Source organism: Streptomyces sp. NPDC041796 (genome assembly GCF_055590785.1).
Genome location: NZ_JBVJAH010000024.1, coordinates 1 through 16,069 on the forward strand (window position 1 = coordinate 1; position 16,069 = coordinate 16,069).

Annotated in this window: 24 protein-coding genes; 13 read left to right on the plus strand and 11 right to left on the minus strand. The window is 69.7% G+C overall.

The annotated features are described in order from the left end of the window. From ACZ6C1_RS32940 to ACZ6C1_RS32950, 3 genes are all read right to left on the minus strand, one after another. Window positions 1–248, minus strand: a 248-nt coding sequence (locus tag ACZ6C1_RS32940; protein WP_469246076.1) for a hypothetical protein, incomplete at its 3' end; no start/stop codon positions are given. A gap of 107 nt (window positions 249–355) precedes the next feature. After that, complete coding sequence (locus ACZ6C1_RS32945; RefSeq protein WP_469246078.1) at window positions 356–691, minus strand: DNA methyltransferase; 336 nt, start codon at window positions 689–691, stop codon at window positions 356–358. 350 nt (window positions 692–1,041) lie between these two features. Then, window positions 1,042–1,614 (minus strand): hypothetical protein, encoded by a 573-nt coding sequence (locus ACZ6C1_RS32950; protein ID WP_469246080.1) that lies wholly within the window; start codon window positions 1,612–1,614, stop codon window positions 1,042–1,044. 911 nt (window positions 1,615–2,525) lie between these two features. Between ACZ6C1_RS32950 and ACZ6C1_RS32955 the strand changes: the two genes are divergently transcribed. Continuing rightward, on the plus strand, window positions 2,526–2,792 hold the full coding sequence (locus tag ACZ6C1_RS32955) for a hypothetical protein (protein WP_469246082.1): 267 nt from the start codon (window positions 2,526–2,528) through the stop codon (window positions 2,790–2,792). A 196-nt stretch (window positions 2,793–2,988) separates the two neighbouring features. Here ACZ6C1_RS32955 and ACZ6C1_RS32960 read toward each other — a convergent pair whose 3' ends face one another. The 8 genes from ACZ6C1_RS32960 to ACZ6C1_RS32995 form a co-directional block, all read right to left on the minus strand. After that, window positions 2,989–3,219: a hypothetical protein gene (locus ACZ6C1_RS32960; RefSeq protein ID WP_469246084.1), complete on the minus strand. Its 231-nt coding sequence runs from the start codon at window positions 3,217–3,219 to the stop codon at window positions 2,989–2,991. 328 nt (window positions 3,220–3,547) lie between these two features. After that, window positions 3,548–3,763, minus strand: a complete 216-nt coding sequence (locus tag ACZ6C1_RS32965; RefSeq protein ID WP_469246085.1) for a hypothetical protein — start codon at window positions 3,761–3,763, stop codon at window positions 3,548–3,550. Between the two features lie 81 nt (window positions 3,764–3,844). Further along, on the minus strand, window positions 3,845–3,997 hold the full coding sequence (locus ACZ6C1_RS32970) for a hypothetical protein (protein WP_469246087.1): 153 nt from the start codon (window positions 3,995–3,997) through the stop codon (window positions 3,845–3,847). Window positions 3,998–4,145: 148 nt separating this feature from the next. Beyond that, the gene (locus ACZ6C1_RS32975) at window positions 4,146–4,634 is read right to left on the minus strand and encodes a GIY-YIG nuclease family protein (protein WP_469246089.1); all 489 of its coding nucleotides are present in this window, start codon (window positions 4,632–4,634) and stop codon (window positions 4,146–4,148) included. Between the two features lie 9 nt (window positions 4,635–4,643). Next, window positions 4,644–5,864: a hypothetical protein gene (locus ACZ6C1_RS32980; protein ID WP_469246090.1), complete on the minus strand. Its 1,221-nt coding sequence runs from the start codon at window positions 5,862–5,864 to the stop codon at window positions 4,644–4,646. Between the two features lie 220 nt (window positions 5,865–6,084). Then, a complete protein-coding gene (locus tag ACZ6C1_RS32985; protein WP_469246092.1) occupies window positions 6,085–6,378 on the minus strand; it encodes a hypothetical protein in 294 nt (97 codons plus the stop codon). 183 nt (window positions 6,379–6,561) lie between these two features. After that, window positions 6,562–7,827, minus strand: coding sequence for a helix-turn-helix domain-containing protein (locus tag ACZ6C1_RS32990; protein WP_469246094.1), 1,266 nt, complete (start codon window positions 7,825–7,827; stop codon window positions 6,562–6,564). Beyond that, a complete protein-coding gene (locus tag ACZ6C1_RS32995; protein ID WP_469246096.1) occupies window positions 7,824–8,150 on the minus strand; it encodes a putative quinol monooxygenase in 327 nt (108 codons plus the stop codon). Before ACZ6C1_RS32995 ends, ACZ6C1_RS32990 begins: the two co-directional genes overlap by 4 nt. A 265-nt stretch (window positions 8,151–8,415) precedes the next feature. Between ACZ6C1_RS32995 and ACZ6C1_RS33000 the strand changes: the two genes are divergently transcribed. From ACZ6C1_RS33000 to ACZ6C1_RS33055, 12 genes are all read left to right on the plus strand, one after another. Continuing rightward, on the plus strand, window positions 8,416–8,679 hold the full coding sequence (locus ACZ6C1_RS33000; RefSeq protein ID WP_469246098.1) for a hypothetical protein: 264 nt from the start codon (window positions 8,416–8,418) through the stop codon (window positions 8,677–8,679). Beyond that, window positions 8,679–9,149 carry a hypothetical protein gene (locus ACZ6C1_RS33005; protein WP_469246100.1) on the plus strand — a complete coding sequence of 157 codons (471 nt, stop codon included), beginning with the start codon at window positions 8,679–8,681 and terminating at the stop codon, window positions 9,147–9,149. The genes ACZ6C1_RS33000 and ACZ6C1_RS33005 overlap by 1 nt, the downstream gene beginning before the upstream one ends. Beyond that, complete coding sequence (locus ACZ6C1_RS33010; protein WP_469246101.1) at window positions 9,149–9,535, plus strand: hypothetical protein; 387 nt, start codon at window positions 9,149–9,151, stop codon at window positions 9,533–9,535. Before ACZ6C1_RS33005 ends, ACZ6C1_RS33010 begins: the two co-directional genes overlap by 1 nt. A 78-nt stretch (window positions 9,536–9,613) precedes the next feature. Continuing rightward, a complete protein-coding gene (locus tag ACZ6C1_RS33015) occupies window positions 9,614–9,823 on the plus strand; it encodes a hypothetical protein (protein ID WP_469246103.1) in 210 nt (69 codons plus the stop codon). A gap of 122 nt (window positions 9,824–9,945) precedes the next feature. After that, window positions 9,946–10,140: a hypothetical protein gene (locus ACZ6C1_RS33020; protein WP_469246105.1), complete on the plus strand. Its 195-nt coding sequence runs from the start codon at window positions 9,946–9,948 to the stop codon at window positions 10,138–10,140. 14 nt (window positions 10,141–10,154) lie between these two features. Then, window positions 10,155–10,421, plus strand: a complete 267-nt coding sequence (locus ACZ6C1_RS33025) for a hypothetical protein (protein WP_469246107.1) — start codon at window positions 10,155–10,157, stop codon at window positions 10,419–10,421. 43 nt (window positions 10,422–10,464) lie between these two features. Then, window positions 10,465–11,205, plus strand: a complete 741-nt coding sequence (locus tag ACZ6C1_RS33030) for a hypothetical protein (RefSeq protein WP_469246109.1) — start codon at window positions 10,465–10,467, stop codon at window positions 11,203–11,205. 79 nt (window positions 11,206–11,284) lie between these two features. Further along, window positions 11,285–12,463 carry a hypothetical protein gene (locus ACZ6C1_RS33035; RefSeq protein ID WP_469246110.1) on the plus strand — a complete coding sequence of 393 codons (1,179 nt, stop codon included), beginning with the start codon at window positions 11,285–11,287 and terminating at the stop codon, window positions 12,461–12,463. 71 nt (window positions 12,464–12,534) lie between these two features. After that, a complete protein-coding gene (locus ACZ6C1_RS33040) occupies window positions 12,535–12,975 on the plus strand; it encodes a DUF6197 family protein (protein WP_469246112.1) in 441 nt (146 codons plus the stop codon). A gap of 1 nt (window position 12,976) precedes the next feature. Beyond that, the gene (locus ACZ6C1_RS33045) at window positions 12,977–13,588 is read left to right on the plus strand and encodes a hypothetical protein (RefSeq protein ID WP_469246114.1); all 612 of its coding nucleotides are present in this window, start codon (window positions 12,977–12,979) and stop codon (window positions 13,586–13,588) included. 224 nt (window positions 13,589–13,812) lie between these two features. After that, window positions 13,813–15,630, plus strand: a complete 1,818-nt coding sequence (locus tag ACZ6C1_RS33050) for a hypothetical protein (protein WP_469246116.1) — start codon at window positions 13,813–13,815, stop codon at window positions 15,628–15,630. Window positions 15,631–15,632: 2 nt separating this feature from the next. Beyond that, on the plus strand, window positions 15,633–16,013 hold the full coding sequence (locus ACZ6C1_RS33055) for a hypothetical protein (RefSeq protein ID WP_469246118.1): 381 nt from the start codon (window positions 15,633–15,635) through the stop codon (window positions 16,011–16,013). The last annotated feature ends 56 nt before the right edge of the window (window positions 16,014–16,069 follow it).

The window sequence follows — 16,069 nt, forward strand, 5'->3', positions numbered from 1 at the left end:
TCGGTGGTCGGCTCCCCGCGCAGCGCCTTGCGTACCTGCTCGCCGGACAGGCCGATGGTGCGGGTGATGGTGTCGCGGTCGATTCCGCGGGCGTGAGCGGCGCGCATGGCGGCGTTCCGGCGGGCGACGTGGGCCTTGCGGCGGGGACCGCCCGCGACGGTGTTCTGGAGGATGCGGGCCCACCACAGCAGGGCGCGGCCGGTCCACTGGGTGACGGGGTGGGGTGTGGGTGCGGGCGGGTTGGCCAACGTGTTCCCCCTCGGCTCGATGACTCGATACCGACGGTGACCGGGTCCGGGCTGGGCGGCAAGAGCGCGAACCAGCCGGTGGCGACCCCACGCCACCGCAAGGCCGGTCAGGTCACGTCGTCGAAGAGCAGAGCCTCGGCAGGCTTCGACAAGCGCTCCCGGCACAGCTCCGCGTACGGCTCGTGCTGCTCTATCCCCACCACCTCGAAGCCCTCCCGGACCGCGGCCTCCAGCGTCGTACCGGACCCCGCAAACGGATCCAGCACCAAGCCCCCGGGCGGCGTCACCAGCCGCACCAGCCACCGCATCAGCGCCAGCGGCTTCACCGTGCTGTGCGCCGTACCGTCCGCCAGCCGCGGCCGCTCCTTCGACGGCGCCTTCGCCTGGTACCGGAACACCGGGAAGAACCGCGAGGCCCCGCCACTGTCGCCAGGCGTCGGCACCCGCCCCTGGCCACCTAGCGGGGAGTACGTGCCGTGCTGTCCCCCGGCGCCACGCCCCGTGCTGGACGGCGATTGGCTCCACCCGCTCTGCGTGTCCAACTCGGCTACGGGGCAGCCCTCCACGCACCCCGTCGCGCACGCATCCCCGACCGGCATCCCCTGGTCGTCGACGACCGGAGGATGCGACAAGACCACATTCGTCGGCCACCGGCCGGCAGCGGGTGTCACGTACTCGACGGGCCCAGGCTTAGACAAGTCGCGACCGTAAATCTTGTCCCGGCCTACCTCGCTGCGGACCGCCGACACCTTGCTCCCGCCATCTGCGGCAGCCACCCGACACGCCTCGATGTTCAGCGCATCGGTGCCGTGCTCCAGCACGTTCGCGGCAACCGTGCCGGCAAAAGGGCGCCGAGCGAGGATGATCGGCTCCCATGCCGGCTTGATGGCTGTTCCCAGCCCGGCAGGAAGAGCTGGTTTGCCACACCTGCCACAAATCGGCCAGCTTCGCCCCGCTTGTGATCCGCGTTCGACGGATACAGCTCCAGGTTCTCCCTGACGTTGTTCCGCGGGTTGTGGTCGATGTGATTCACGACCTCGGTGCGCAGCAGCGGACGGCCGATCCAGCGAGCCATGACCAGACGGTGCTCCATGATGTAGCCGTCCGACCGGGCCATCACCATCAGATCCGCTGGACACCTGACGTACCTGGGCCCGATGTAGTTCCCCTTGGGCCGCTTGTACGTGACCCCGCCCTTCCAGGCCGGGTTGTTCTGGCCCGACATCTGCTGTCGCCACCGCTCCGTGGTCTCCATTGACCAGGCAGCCCGCCCCTTGCCGGCGTGCACCGTGAGTTCCCGACCTCGCCTCTTCCCGTTGCAACTGCGGCTGCACGTCGGCGACTTCACGCCCTTCAGCCACGCCATAGGGCGCTGGAACTCCGTCCCGCACTCCAGGCACGTGAGCGCCGCCAGCCTGAGCCGAGGACGCCTCTCCGCCTCTGCTCGAGCTTTGCTGACCGCCCGTGCCGCGCACTCCGGAGAACACGTCTTCTTCCGAGCCGCTTGGTACCGAGAAGTCGGGGTGAAGGAAGACCGGCAGACCGTGCAAGTCAGAGACGTGGGTAGCGTCTGCTTCGCTGCTCCCGCGCACGTCCGAGAGCAGTACTTGCGCTGCTGACTCGGCGGCAGCTTCGGTAGCGGGGTCGCGCACATCGGGCAGGCACTGGCAGACAGCTCTGTCACGCGACACCGCCTTTGACTTGGGAAATCCGCTTCCATAGTACCAAGCCAGCGCACCAGTAGAGCAACTGATGCTGTCTCGGAGCTCGAATCCGGCGAGGCGTATGGAAAGGCCCATCAGGTCGACGGTGCGAGAGCCGGCGAACGCGACGAGGTGCCCGCCCGGTTTGAGGACGCGGAGGCATTCGTCCCACACGGCGGGCGGGGGCACGAACCGGTCCCAGGATCGGCCCATGAACCCTCGGCCGTCGGGGACGTGGGCCCGGTCGCCGCTGGCCCAGGCGGTGATGGCGGCCGTCACTGTGGTGGCGGGCAGTTCGGCGAGCCCGTACGGGGGGTCGGTGACGATCGCGTCGACGGAGGCGTCGGGCAGGGCGGGGAGGAGGTCGAGGCAGTCGCCGAGGTACAGGGTGGCGTGGTCGCTGGTGTGGAAGGGCTCGGGCTCGGTCAACGGGGGCCTCCGCGGGGCTCGGGGCGGGCTGCCTGCCCAGCGTGACCCGGAACCGGCGCCGGTATTGCCCCGGCCTGGTTACCCCGGCCGGTGGCGACCCCACGCCACCGGGGAGACGATGAGGACAGGTGTTCGAGCAAGGCGGGTGATCCTCATGGTCCGCACGGTGGTCTCCATGCAAGTGCAGGAGCCCGACCTCGACAGGGCATGGGACGCGCTCTCGGCCCTGGAGACGGGATTTTCTGGTCGCATGCTGACGGAGCGTCCCGGCGGGGACGGTCCGCTGTACCTGCGGGTGGCCGTCCCCGGCGATGCCCGCGACGAGGTGGCGCGCCAATTGGCAGACCTTGACCTGCCGTACGAGGCGGAGCTGGAGGAAGTGGAAGACGCGGAGGAAGTGGAAGACCCGTAGCCGCGTTGCACGCCACGCCCGCCCTCCGGAGCCCGGCTGCGCTAGCCTGCTGGCAACGGCCTGCGGAGGGCTGTACCGATGCGCGGGTGCGTCCCGTGCCGACAGAGGGTGTTGTGCGCCCACTCCGCACATGCACACGACCCGCCGCCGCAACCGAGGCGGCGGGTCGCTGCGTTGGCCTGGGCGCCAACGTCGGCTAGTGGTCGTACCCGTAGTAGCAGTTCGGCGCATGGGCCTCGGTGCTGCGGAGACCGGCCTGCCACAGGTCGTGCTCGTCGAAGAGCTCCGGCTCGCTCTGGGCAACCTTCACCGCTTCCTCAAGGACAAGCTCGTCTTGCTGCTGCGGGTTGTCGGGCTCCTGACCCAGGTCCGTGAGAGCGATGTGCATGCGGATGAGCAGACTTGCCGCCGTTCGGTCCATCGACATGCCGGACACCCTAGTGGCCCAACAGGCCCATGAATTACTGGATGGCGTGCGGTCACTCGACGGTAGGAGCCGGCACAGCGCGGCCGCGGCCGCGCCGGTGCGTGAGCGGCAGGGCCTCGGCCGCTACTGTCCCGCCCATGACGGTCCTGTCCCGCTACCCGCCCGACCGGTCCGACAGCGAACTGCTGCTGCGCCCGCGGCTACTGGTGGCCGCCCGGGCCTGCCGTACATGGGTTGCCCGGGCAATCGCAGCCGCGGCACTCGTCGCACACGTCTCCGTCGCAGCCGTCGCAGATCACGGGCGCGTACTCGAAGTCGTTCTCGATCACTACTTCTCCTCCGGGGCGATGGCGTGCAGGCCTGCACAGTCAGTGTCGTGCCAGTCGTGATTGAGAGGATCATCGGACTGGGCGCCGCCGCAGTCGCAGTTCTCCAGGAGTACGTCGTCGCTGTAGTCGTTCGTGTCGTAGAACAGCTCTCCCGCGCGCCGGGCACGCGCGTGCACTCGTGCGGCTTCGATCACTGCTCGTTGGTCGTCCGGCATCGGCTACCTCCGTGGGTCAGGCTCTCGCGGTATGAGGGTGCTTGGGGCGATACCGGCCAGTAGGGGGACGGGGCCGGCCGTTCAGGGGCGGCCGGTCCGGATGGTGATGACCAGCTGTGCGAGGGCTCCCAGAGCCACTACTTGCTCTGTCGTCATCTGCCCGACCAGGTACAGGCCGAGCAGGAGGGCGAGGAGCAGGGCGGGGTTCTGGTCAAGTCGCGGCTGGATTGTCACGGTTGGGCTCCTGGGTGCGGTCGGTGGTGGAAAGCTCTGACCGCACCCTGCATGGGGTGGGCCAGGCGGAACCGGGGTCCATCCGGCTCCGCCTGGCGCCCCCAACGCTAAGTCATAACGCATGGCGCGCGCAATGTGTTGGTGTTGCTCAGCAGTCGCAGACCGTCCCCGCTGGGCGGTGACACTCGCCTCGCCAATTCCGGATGCAGCCAGGCTGCGCAGCCGGCCTTGCTGACTCCGGGAAGCGATCAGAGAACCGCGGGAACGATGCGGTGGGCACCTCGACAAGGTCACCGAACCGCTGCTCAGCACGAAGTGGCTGTGCGGGCGCCTGCTGGCGAGCCGCACGCTGCCGACGCGGGGCTGGCAAGAGCGTCCCACCGGCGCTGCGCACGGCTTCCTGGACTACCTGGACCGGGTCGCCGAGCGCAGTCAGGTCGAACCACTCTCCCCGTACCCGGCAGGCTGCGAACGTGGCGTGTAGGTGCCCCTCGAGGCCCCTGCCGCCCTCACAGGTCCACAGCAGCGTCAGCTTGGACGGGCTGCCGGTCTGGAGGGCTTGGACTCGCTCGGCAGGAGCGGCCGCAAGACCGATCTTCACGGCTGGCGAACCGTCAGCGGCAATCACGTAGATCACATTTCCCCCTCAGACACTTGCCGGATCGAGTTGGCAGTCCCGGCAGAGGCCAGGGGCATGGGACCGGAACCCGCGGTCGCAGCGGTCGCAGCACTGCATGGGTACGAAAGCCTGCTTGGGCACCGTAGCGGTCGGCTCTGACATCCCTTCGGTGTCCGGTGAGCCCTGTCGGTCGCTGCGCTGGTCCTCGGCTCGAACGCGGCAGGCCGTGCAGTCGTCTCCGGTGTGGATGTCTACGCGGTCTTCGCAGCCGAGGTTCCCGCACTCGGCGGTGTCCTTCAGCATGGCGAGCAGTGGCCCATACGGCGGCCTTCCGTCCTGGGTCAGGTCGCCGGCATAGAACCTGGCCGCCCAGTAGCCGTCCCAGCGGGCCACCACCCGGAACTGCACCAGCTGCTGCGCGGTCCGCTCCCGGGGCGCGCCTGGTGCCAACCCGGCCAGGATCGCGTCGGAGACGTTCCGCGGCAGCCGCTCGCCCAGCGCCTGGTTCAGGTCCGGCGGCAGTAGGGCTCTCACGGCTTGCACCTGCTGCCGCTGCTGCTTGGTGAGACGGGGAGTGATGTTCTTGCCGGACGCGGCGGAGCCGCTCTTGCTCGAGCCCTTACTACCTGCACTGGCCTGACGGCATCCATTGGCGCTACGCGCCGAAGGCGCCGCATCTGGTTCTTGTGGGTCTGGTTCCCGTTGGTCTGGTTGTTGGGCGGTGGGCGATTCCCCACCCCGCGATGTGGGATTTTCCCCACTCTCGGAGGTGGGTTTTTTCCCACATCCGTCCTGACCTGCTACTTCTCCCATCGCCACGTCGCGGGGTGACGCCGTGCGCTTCGCCTTAACGTCCGGGTTGGCCTCGTAGAAGTCGGTGAGCGAGAGCGGGCCGGCATGCCCCTCGGGCGGGTTGAATCGCACCCAGTAGCGGTACCGGCGCCTCATCCCGCCCGCGTACCGGAACGGCTCAAACCGGATCGCTCCCAAGGCCGCGAGCTCGTCCCGGTACTTGGCGACATCGCGGTAGTCCTTGAGGTTCATGGCCCGGGCGATGGCCTTCTGAGAAGGGAAGGCGATGCGCTGCCCAGGGGTCCGGTTGTTGATGTGCTCCGCGAGGAAGGCGTACATGCGGTACGCCTGAGCCGTACACCCGCACAGCAGAACCCACACTGGGACGGGCGTGTAGAAGGTCGGCCACTCCACAGGGATGATCTCGTCGGCGGAGGGGTCAAATTTCTCGTTCATGACGTCACCTGCTCTGTGCTGGTGATCGTCGTGGGGGCGCTACTTCGCGTAGCGCGAGATGCCGCTACCCTCATGATGAGGACCTCGTTCTTTGACCAGGCGGGCGTTCTCTTGATCAGCGGGCTGCGATCCGCTGAGGTGCTTGAACGGCCGGGGTAGCTGCGAACTCCTCGGCCGTTCGTGCGTTCCAGGGCCGGCGCTCCTCGAGCGCGTAAGCCCCTCACGTGCTTTTCCTGGCCCGCGGCTTCCGGTCCCGGCCACGCCCGTGCGGGTTCGGGGGCTCGGCCTCTAGGTGGTCCAGGAAGACCTTGGTGTCCATCGTTCGAGCGTTGGCGACCTTGCCGTACGGCGTTTGGCCGGGTCCGTCGCCGAACGCCCACTTCTTTCCGCGCGTACGGGCGAGGTGCCGGACAGAGTCGGGGGTGGCGTCGGGATCGATACCGAGGCGCCGGAGCAGCTCCGCGCCAGTCGCGAATGTGACGAACGAGGGCAGGTCGGCAGGCCGGTTCTTCATCGGTCCCTCCAGGGGTGGAACCGACTTTTCACGAGTCTCGTAAAAGCGCGTAGGCTCATCACGAACCCTTCAGCAGAGGTGGTTCACGTGGCCGTCTGTCTTCGCAGGTCGGCGGCCACGGGACGGTCGGCCGGTTGTGGTGACCGGTCGGCCGTCATTGAGCGATCTGTCTAACGGTCGGTCCTACTCCAAGGCATCAGACCTCTCTGCCAGCGCCATCAGCTCGGGTGGCGCGCCAGCCCCTTCGACCAGGACTAGTTCCTTGATGGCCTTCCTGGCTGCCACGTGCGTGCGGACCGTCTCCGGGATGAGCTCCTCCGCGCGCAGCAGACAGGCGACAGCCTCGCCGACATTCCTCCGCTGCGCGTGTGCTCGCCCCAGGTCCATGAACAGCCGGCCCTGACGCTCGGGCGAGAGGGCTTCGGCGTTCACAGATCGGCCGATGTCCAGGGCCTCGCCAGCGTCGCCCAAGTCCACCGCGGTTGAGACGGCCTGGATCTCAACGTTGGTCACGCCGAACTCGAGGTTGAAGTCGTTCCGGTCCTGCCCTATCCGCTGGGCAAGAGCCCTGGCCTTGGCGATCTCCTCTCGGGCTTCGGATCGCTGGTGGGCGCGGGCGTGGACGAGCGCGAGCACCAGGTGAAGGGAGCCCAGGACGGACACGCCCTCGACGGTGAGGTCCCCACGCTGGTCGAGTTCCTGGAGTGGCTCGATGGCGGTGCGTGCAGCGTGCTCGGCCTGGCCGAGATCCCGGAGCCGCACGAACGCCTGGACCATGCGGTACACGCCAGCGCCTACATGGAGCGGGTCGCCCGATCGTTCGGCGGCCCAGATGGCCCGGTCTGCTGCCACCCATGCCGCGTCAGCCTGGTTCTGCCGCACGAACGCGGCGGCCAGAGCCTGATACGTCCGCGCGAGTAGCAGGTAGGCGGCGCTGCTCTGCTCCCGTTCGACGATTCGTACGGTCTGTTCCAGATCGGGTAGCAGGTCGGTCAGTCGGGCGCTGACGTCCGCGAACTCGCCGGCGTGGGTGAGGTCCCACATCTCATCGACCGCGGCCTCCAGCTCCTCGAGCGACTTGGTCGGCACGGGACGCGCCGCCCCCAGCAACGTTCCGATGGCCGGGTGCCCGGAGATGAGCCGGCGCGCCTCGTCCAAGTCGTTGGCCTTGAACACGGTTGCCGGAACGCTGGTCGACGTGTCGCTGGGTAGCGGCGCGCCGGGCCGGAGCTGCTGCATCGACACGCCGAGCGAGTCAGCGAGCTGCTGCAGCACGTCCATCCGCTCAACCGGCTGGACGCCCCGTTCAACCTGGGACATCCAGCTGTCGGTCTTCTCCATCCGAGCGGCCAACTGCTTCTGCGTCAGACCGCGGTCTTTCCGGAGCCGCTGGACATGCATCCCAAAGGCGCGGTTCTTCGGGTCGACCTCTTGGCCCTTCGGTTTCACGTCGCCTCCGGTCCGGCCGGCCTCTTGCCGACCTGCTCGTGGAGGAAGGCCACCTCGGTGCTGGACAGGTACTGCTCCCTCTCCTTCAACATCTGCTTCACGTGCGGCTGCTCTTCGTGGGCCAGGAACGCCGCCTCATCGGCGTACAGCTCGTAGAAGACCCGCACCAGCGGTTCATCCACGGGCACGTGGCTGACGTACACCAGGGTTCCCGGCTCGTCGCGGATGCCCTCCATCGTGCGTTCCACGAGGGCGTCGAACCGCTTTGCTGCGTCGGCGTCGCGGGTGGTGAACCGCACGCTGAGTGCGTATCCGCTTGTCACTTCTCCTCCTTGAATCGTCATGGACACAGTCTCACATCTGAAGTGTTAGTGCTAGCCTGAAGGAAAACTTCGGTAACTGTGTTGACTCGCACTGAGGGTGCGAGTAGCGTCATGGGTGTCGCCAAGGCGGCAGCAGAAAGGGCCCGGTGCTGACACACCGGGCCCTGGACGCAGACCTTGCCCTACCTGCTCTACCAGGAGGCCGATCCGCATGGACAAGGATCGCACACGCAGTACCAGTCCCATCCCAGTGTCCGACCCGGACATGAACACCGCTCTGGCCCAGGTCGTGGCCCGTGAGATCGGGCCCCGTCAGCCGGGGGTCGTCTACTCCGACGGCGTCACGAACCTCCGCGTTCTGGACGTGGTCACCAGCCCGTCCGAGGCCCGCCGGATTCTCCGGCGACGAGCGGCGCAGTTCGCGGTCATCGTCCGCGACCTCCACCCGCGTCCCGGCCAGCAGGCCGAGTACGCCACGTGCGCCGTCTGGACCGGCTCGGACCGGGTCCTGAAGGCGGTGGCGGCGTGATGGACAGCAACGACCTCCAGGCCCTCGAACTCCTCGCGCAGCTTCAGCGCCTGACCCCGGCTGGTGACGAGACCGCGATGCGGATCACCGTGCGGAACGCGAAGGGCGAGTGGATCGGCGACGCGCCGCTCTCCGCCCGGGCCGCCGCCGCGCTGACCGGGGCGACCGAGTCGACTGCCAACTACCGCGACTGCCCCGACCCGATCGACTACACCCTCCTGGCGGCCGCCGTGGACGACAGCGTGTCGACCGCCGAGGCCATCGCCTGGGACACGAACCTGCACGAGCCGGGCACCTACCCGGACCCGTTGATCGTCGCTCAGGTCGAGGACCACTTCGACGGCGTCGACCTGATCGCGCTCACCGACGCTGTCCTCAGCAGCGTCGCCCCGGCCGACCGGATGCGTGCCACGCGCGCCATCGACGACATGCTCGGGCACATCCCGACGGACATGGACGACGACCTCTGATGTCCGGCCCGGACATGGCGATCCCGCCCCTCGATGACGACCTCGAGATCCTCCTCGACGACCTCGACGGGCTGCGCTGGCTCCCGGGCATGGCGCAGATCCTCGACGGCTTCCGCGAGACCCTCACCGCCACCCACACCCCCGACGAGACGCAGACCCTATGCGCCGGGATCGCCGGATCCACGGGAGCGGACCTGCTGTCCCTCCTCGGCCGGACCGTCCAGCACCTCACCAACTCGTCCACCAACCCCGGCCTCCGTGCCCTGACCGAAGACCAGCAGAAGGCCGCCCTCGCCGCTGGCGAGAAGACCGCCTTCGCCCTCGACGAACCCGACCTCCACCAGCCCGCGGCTGACGCGGCCGGCGCGATCAGCCCGGCGCTCTGACCACCCCTCCCGGCGGGGCCCGCGCCGGATGCCGACAACGGCCGGGCCCCGCCACCCTCCAACGCGAAGGAACCCGCTATGGGACGGATCGCCCGCATCCTCCACATCCAGACCGGCGCCGAACGCGAGACCGGCAACCCAGGTCGCAGCCACGACGAGGCCCAGCACACCCGCCAGCAGCAGACCGGCAGCCGGATCCAGGAGACCCGCGACCAGATCGACGCCATCCGCGCCGAGCAGGACGCCGCCTGGGAGCACTACCAGCGCACCGGCAGCTACCCCAGCTAACCCCCTCGACCGCGGGGCCCGCCCCCCTTCCGGGCCCCGCACCCCTCCTGGCCCAGCCCGGGACCGCCCCACCCACCCCCCTGGTGGGGCGGTGCCGAGCCCGACCAGCAAGGGAGCACCACATGCACACCGGCACCGCCGACGACCTCGCCGACAAAGAACAGCGCGCCCGGCTCCTCGCCTACCAGCTCGCCGACCTCCTCAACCGCCTCGACCAGATCCACCCCGGCTCCGTCACCGCCCACGGCGGCCACGTCACCGGACTCGCCGTCACCATCCGCCCCATCGACGGCACCTGGACCGTCCTCCCGAACTGAAAGGGACCACCCCCGTGACCATCACCGCCGCCCAGTTCCGCGCCAAGCAGATCCGCAACAGCTACGGCGACATCCCTGCCTGGCAGCCGGCCGACTTCGACACCTTCGAGGTCCTCGCCGACATCGCCCACCCCGCCTACACCGCGGCCGCCGCCACAGGCCGCTTCGTCCTCGGTCGCCACGCCGAAGGCACGCAGGTCGTCGTCGACCTCGCCACCGCCGACGAGCTCGCCCAGCGCGCCGCCCGCCGCGCCAACCCGCCCGACACGGCCGCGGCCTGACCCCCGTCACCCCGACCGCCTGACCACCGGAAGGACACCCGCCATGGCCCGCACCATCTCCCTCGCCCACAGCCTCGACGACTCGCGCCTCCCCAAGGAGACCCCTGTGACCACGCCCGCCGTCGTCCACCACCCGCACTTCCTCTCCGCCGAGACCCAGACCACCGTCTGTGGCACCCGGATCAACTACCGCTTCCGCGCTTTCACCGGTCTCGAGCCCGAGCCCAAGCACCTGCCCTACGACCCGGACATGCCGCGCGACCAGTGGCGGGCCCTCGCCGACGAGTACGACGTCGCGTACAAGCTGTGGAACATTGCCCGCTACCGGCGCGAGCTGAAGCCCGCCCTGAGCGCCGCTGAGCTGGCCTGGCAGACCTACATCCGGGCCCGCAAGGCCATGGACGCCACCTTCCACGCCTTCCGCGACCTCACCGACGGCCGCTGGCGCGCCCAGACCCTCCAACTCGTCGACGCCCACACCACGGCCCGCGCCGCCGCCCAGACCTTCGACACCGCGGGCCGGACCATCGTCGACCTCGTCGACAAGTACCGCAGCCGCGTCAGCTACGACGACCTGCCGTACTGGGAGGACGTCGCCAAGGAGATGGGCCTCGACGCCAGCGCCTGGGTCGTCGGGGACAGCGACGACTACCAGCGCAGCAGCTACTCCTTCAACCCCCACACGCCGCTCGTCGGCCGCTTGGAGAAGGAGATCGAGCGGCAGCGCGCCCAGATCAAGGACGTCGCCGCCCTCGCCGGCGACCCGGCCGACAGCCACCGCTGACCCCCCCAGGCGGTCGGCCCCCGCTCAGGCCGACCGCCTGCCCCCCCCGGTTCCACCGCACGAAGGGACACCACCACCCGTGAACCCCACCCCGGCCGGCCTCGAGCCGCACACCCCCGCCACGGGGGAGCAGCCCCGTACCGACGGGGCCACCCCTCACACCCCCGTTCGCCACCTCACCACCGGGCAGGTCTGGGTCCTCGCCCTCGCCACGATCCCGATGATCGCCGTCGGGATCGGCGGCGCGGTCGGTACCTACGCCAACGCCAAGTCCCAGCTGCACCAGTCCGAGACCGCGATCGGTGTCGTAGCCGCCGGCGAAGGCGCCGTCCTCGTCGCCTCCCTCGTCATGATCGGCGTGACGATGCTCGGCCAGGCCGCCCCCCTCGTCGTCCGCGCCGCGCTGTGGCTCCTGCCCGCCGCCGCGTCCGCCCTGGGCCTGGCCATCGCCCCCGGCCCCCGCGAGGCCGTCGTCTACGCCCTCACCCCGCTCGCCATGACCGCCTCCGCCGAGGGCATCAGCTTCCTCGCCCGCCGGATCGTCGCCCACACCGGCGGAGTCGACGTCGAGGCCCAGCGCCGGAACGCCGACATCATGCGCCGGATCGCCTACCACGCAGCCCGGGCTCAGCGGCACCCCAAGGACTCAGTCCGCTCCCGGTCGGCGCTCAAGGCGTGGAAGCTCATGAGCCGGATCGGTGACGGGGACGCGGAGCTCGGCTCAGGGCTCATCGCCGTGCAGCGTGACCGGCTCACCCAGGGAGCCGACGTGGCTCTCCTCGCCATGCTCACCGGCACCGTTGAGCCCTACCCGGCCGTCCCCGTGAGCCGGGCCCTTGAGCCGGGTGAGCCGACAGTTGAGCCGGTGGGCAGCACGGTGAGCCTGGCCCAGCCCACCCCCATGGCACGCGACCAGCACCTCCCGGCCCTCACCGAGCACCGCCCGATCATCCAGCCCTCTGACCAGCAGCTTCGCCGTGAGCCCGTCTTGAGCCCGGCTGAGCCGGTCCTGGCCAACCCCCACCAGGCCGCCGGTGAGCCGACCGGTGAGACGACCCCCGCTGAGACCGATGAGCCCGAGGCGGACACCGACGAGAAGCAGCAGCAGATCCTGACGCTGGCTCACCGGCTCAAGCTCGGTGAGCGGCTCACGAAGTCGACGGCGGCTCAGATCCTCGGCGTGAGCCCGGCGACCGCGGGCCGTCGGCTCAAGGAAGCCCGCGAGCGGATCAGCGAAGGAACGGGGCTGTACCTGTGAGCCGCGTCCGCCCTCTGGCCGCTCAGCCCGCGGCCCCAGCCGTCCGCCAGCCCCCCGCCCCCGCGGCGCCCGTGTCCGTCCCGGTCCTCCGCCCGGGGCGGGTGCGGCCGCCGGCCCCCGACTACCCCTCCCGTACGCACCGCCTCCTGCCCCCCGCCGTCCGCAACCTCATGGCCGACCTCGGCTGGTGGCAAAACCCCGTCCCGCTCGGGCCGTCCGCTCACCTGGAGCAGACAATCGCCGTCCTCGAACGGTACGGCTGGGGCAAGTCCCTCGACTTCAGCCCCACCGGCCGCATGTGCATCCGAGGCGCCCAGACCCTCCTCGAATACACCGGCCACGTCACCCCCACCGCCCGCCACCGCGCGGTCGCCTACCTGCAGCACACCCTCGCCCAGGACGGCACCGACATGCCGTTCTTCGCCTGGAACGACCTGCCCGAACGCACCTGGCCCCAAGTCGAAAACCTGCTGGTCACCGCCGCATCCTGCGCCCGCACCCGAGGAGAGTGAAATGAACGACCACAACCGCGAATTCGACGAGATCACCGCCAACTGGAACACGGGAAACACAGTGCCGGAATACCTCGACAACAACCCCTACAACGCCCCCGCCACTACCGTGAAGCCCGGTCTGACGAAGCGCGGAAAGGCCGCCCTGGGAATCGGAGCAGCCGTTATCGCCGGAGGCAGCCTCATCGGATACCAGGCCCACGCCGCCAACGTCGCCGAGCAGGAAGCGAAAGCGCAGGAAATCGCCCTCAAGGCCGACGCTCTCGAGCTGGAAAAGCTCCGGGAAATGAACCGGGCCGCCGAGGTCAACCGCAAGGTCGCGCTCACCGTGGAGCAGGCCCGCCAGGCGTCCGTCGACACGTGCGTCAAGGGCAAGACGCACCTGGTCGGCAAGGGCTACGGCGCCCCCCGCTACCGCGACATCGTCGACGACTGCCAGGCCCAGTACACCGCCACCACGGGCCTGACCGACATTCAGGCGGCCAGCTCCTCGCAGGCCTCTGCCCCGGCCGTCGGCGGGGACGTCAACGAGGGCCTCCTGATCGGCTGCGGAGTCCTCGCCCTGGGCGTCCTCGCGGCCGCCAAGCGCAGCACCCGCAGCAACCCGGCCTGACTACTTCTCACCTCTCACCGCCGCGAAAATCACCCCTCCCCGGCCCCTACAGGCCCGTGAGCGGGTCCTTTTCGCGGCGGGAGTAAGGGAGAAGTAGCCCCCACCCAGTGAGGATTGTGATGTCGACCGACAGCCCGACCGCGGCCGTCCCGGGCCCCAGCGACCCGAACTCTGCGGCGTCGAGCACCCCTGAGAAGGGGCAGGCGCCGGGCCTTCTCGTGTCCATGATCGCCCCTGTGGAACCGGCCCGCCCGGCGGCCTTCACCCTCGACCCGGCAGCGGCCGGCGCGCCCGCGGTTGCCGGTGAGGCGGCCCTGGACGGCGCCTCCAGCGCCGCCTATCACGCCGAGACCGACACCACCCCCGCGACCGCCACCGGCGGCTCCACGGCCCGTCAGGGGCGCGCCCAGCAGAGCGTGTTCAAGGCGTGGCTGCTGGCCGGAGCCGCCCGCTGGGCAAAAGGCGGAGGCACCCACAACAAGCGCCTCGACCTCGCCAAGGCGAAAGCCCAGGCCAACCAGGTCAAAGAATCCCGCACGGTCAACATCAAAAAGGCCGACGCCCCCGCCGCGCCCGCACCGAAACCCGCTCCCGCGTCTGCCGGAGGCGGAAAATCCCTGGGCAGCAAGGGAAATGCGGGCGGCGCGGTAAAGGACCCGAAGAACACAAACAGGAATTCCCCGAACGGTCCCGCCGGGCGCGGAAATGCAGGCCCGAATTCCGGTGCCGGAAACCGTGGCGGAGGTGGCGGCCAGGGCTCCGGTGGACGGGGCAGCGGCGGCACAGCACCGAAGCAGCAGACGAAGGCCGACCAGCCCAGCAGGGCACCCAAGCCCGCGCGGCCCGAGACTCCGGCCAAGGCGCCCAAGCAGGACACTCCCCACACCCCCAAGCCCTCTACGCCGAAGCCTTACAAGGCGGACACCCCCAAGCAGGGCACCGGCACGGGCCCGTCGAGCGGCGGCAAGGGATCCCAGGGCTCCTCCGGGTCCACCGGCAAGGTCGGCAAGGACGCCCCCACCCCCAAGCCCCCCGGCCCCGCCCCGGCCACACCCACAACCGGCGCCAGCGGTGGCAAGACGCCCGGTACCAAGGACGCCGCCGCGCCAGGCCGTACGGGCGGCAAGGTCATCCTCGACAAGCTCCGCCCCAAGCGTCCGGCCCCCGCCGGCAACACCCCCAGCGACGGCGCCACCAAGGCCAAGGGCACCAGCCCCGAGCCCAAGAGCACCGGCAGCAGTGAGCCGAAGACGACGGACGCCACCAAGAACGAGCCCCCCGCCCCCGCGCCCGACAAGCCGAACCCCGCCCAGCCGAAGCCGCAGCCCGGCCAGCCGAACCCCGCCGCAACCCCGAACGGCAAACCGTTCTCCACCCGCGAATCCCGCGAAGCCGGCTACCGCGACGGCACCCGCGCCGCCCGCACCGTCGCCCACGCCAAGGCCTACAAAGACGGCGTCAAAGACGGATACCGCGACACCACCGAAGCCGCCCAGCGCGAGAAAGCCCGCCTCGACGCCGCCCACGCCGACCGTAAAACCGCCCGAGACAAGGAGCAGCCGGTGACCAGCAGCGCGGACTACCACCAGCCCCAGCCGATCGGCGTGAAGGAAGTCACCGGCACCCACGTCCACCTCGGCGACGGCGCCGCCCGCCAGTCCATGACCCGCAGCGAGGTCCGCTCCTTGAAGTCCTTCGAGCGGCGCCTTCAGGAAAAGGCCGACACCATGACGAAGGTCGCCGAGGAAACCCGGGGCCTCAAAGCGCACGCCGAGCAGCAGGCGAAGCGCGCCATGAAGCTCCTCGAGGACGCCAAGGCCGTCAAAGGCGGCGAGAAGCTCACCGGCGCCCTGACCAAGCTGGCCGAGGCCGCGAAAGTCCAGGCCGGGAAAGCCGAGGAGATCCACAAGCGGGCCGTCCGCGGCGCCGAAGCCTGCCGCGTCGTCCTCACCAACGCCGAAACCCGCTACGGCGGCATCTACCAGGCCGTCGTCGACTCCGACGAGCTCCTGCCCGCCGAACTCGACTTCTACAGGAGCTGACCATGGCCGACCTGACATACAAGCAGCTGCAGAAGGCCGTCGCCGATCTCCAGGTGAACACCGCCCGCGCTGCCGAGGCGATCCGCTCGAGGGCCAAGCGCATCGACGAAGACGCCCAGGACACCGCCCGCGTCGCCGAAATGATCGCCTCAATGAACGTCGACAACGACACCGTCGCCGAGACCAAGCAGGTCGCCCGGATCATGCAGGGCGTCTCCCAGGCTGCGATCGCGTACGCCTCCGCCAGCGACACCACCGCCAAAACCGCCAAGGCCGCCCACGACCAGGCGCAGACCACCCACAGCGGAATCCAGGAGGCCGTCTCCCGCTCCAACGTCACCAACGTCTTCGACCTGAACCGCGAGTGGCTCCGCCAGGAATAGCCCCGGCCGCCCCGCCGCCGGGAGGCCATCAAGCCGCCTCCCGGCTCTCACCCCGC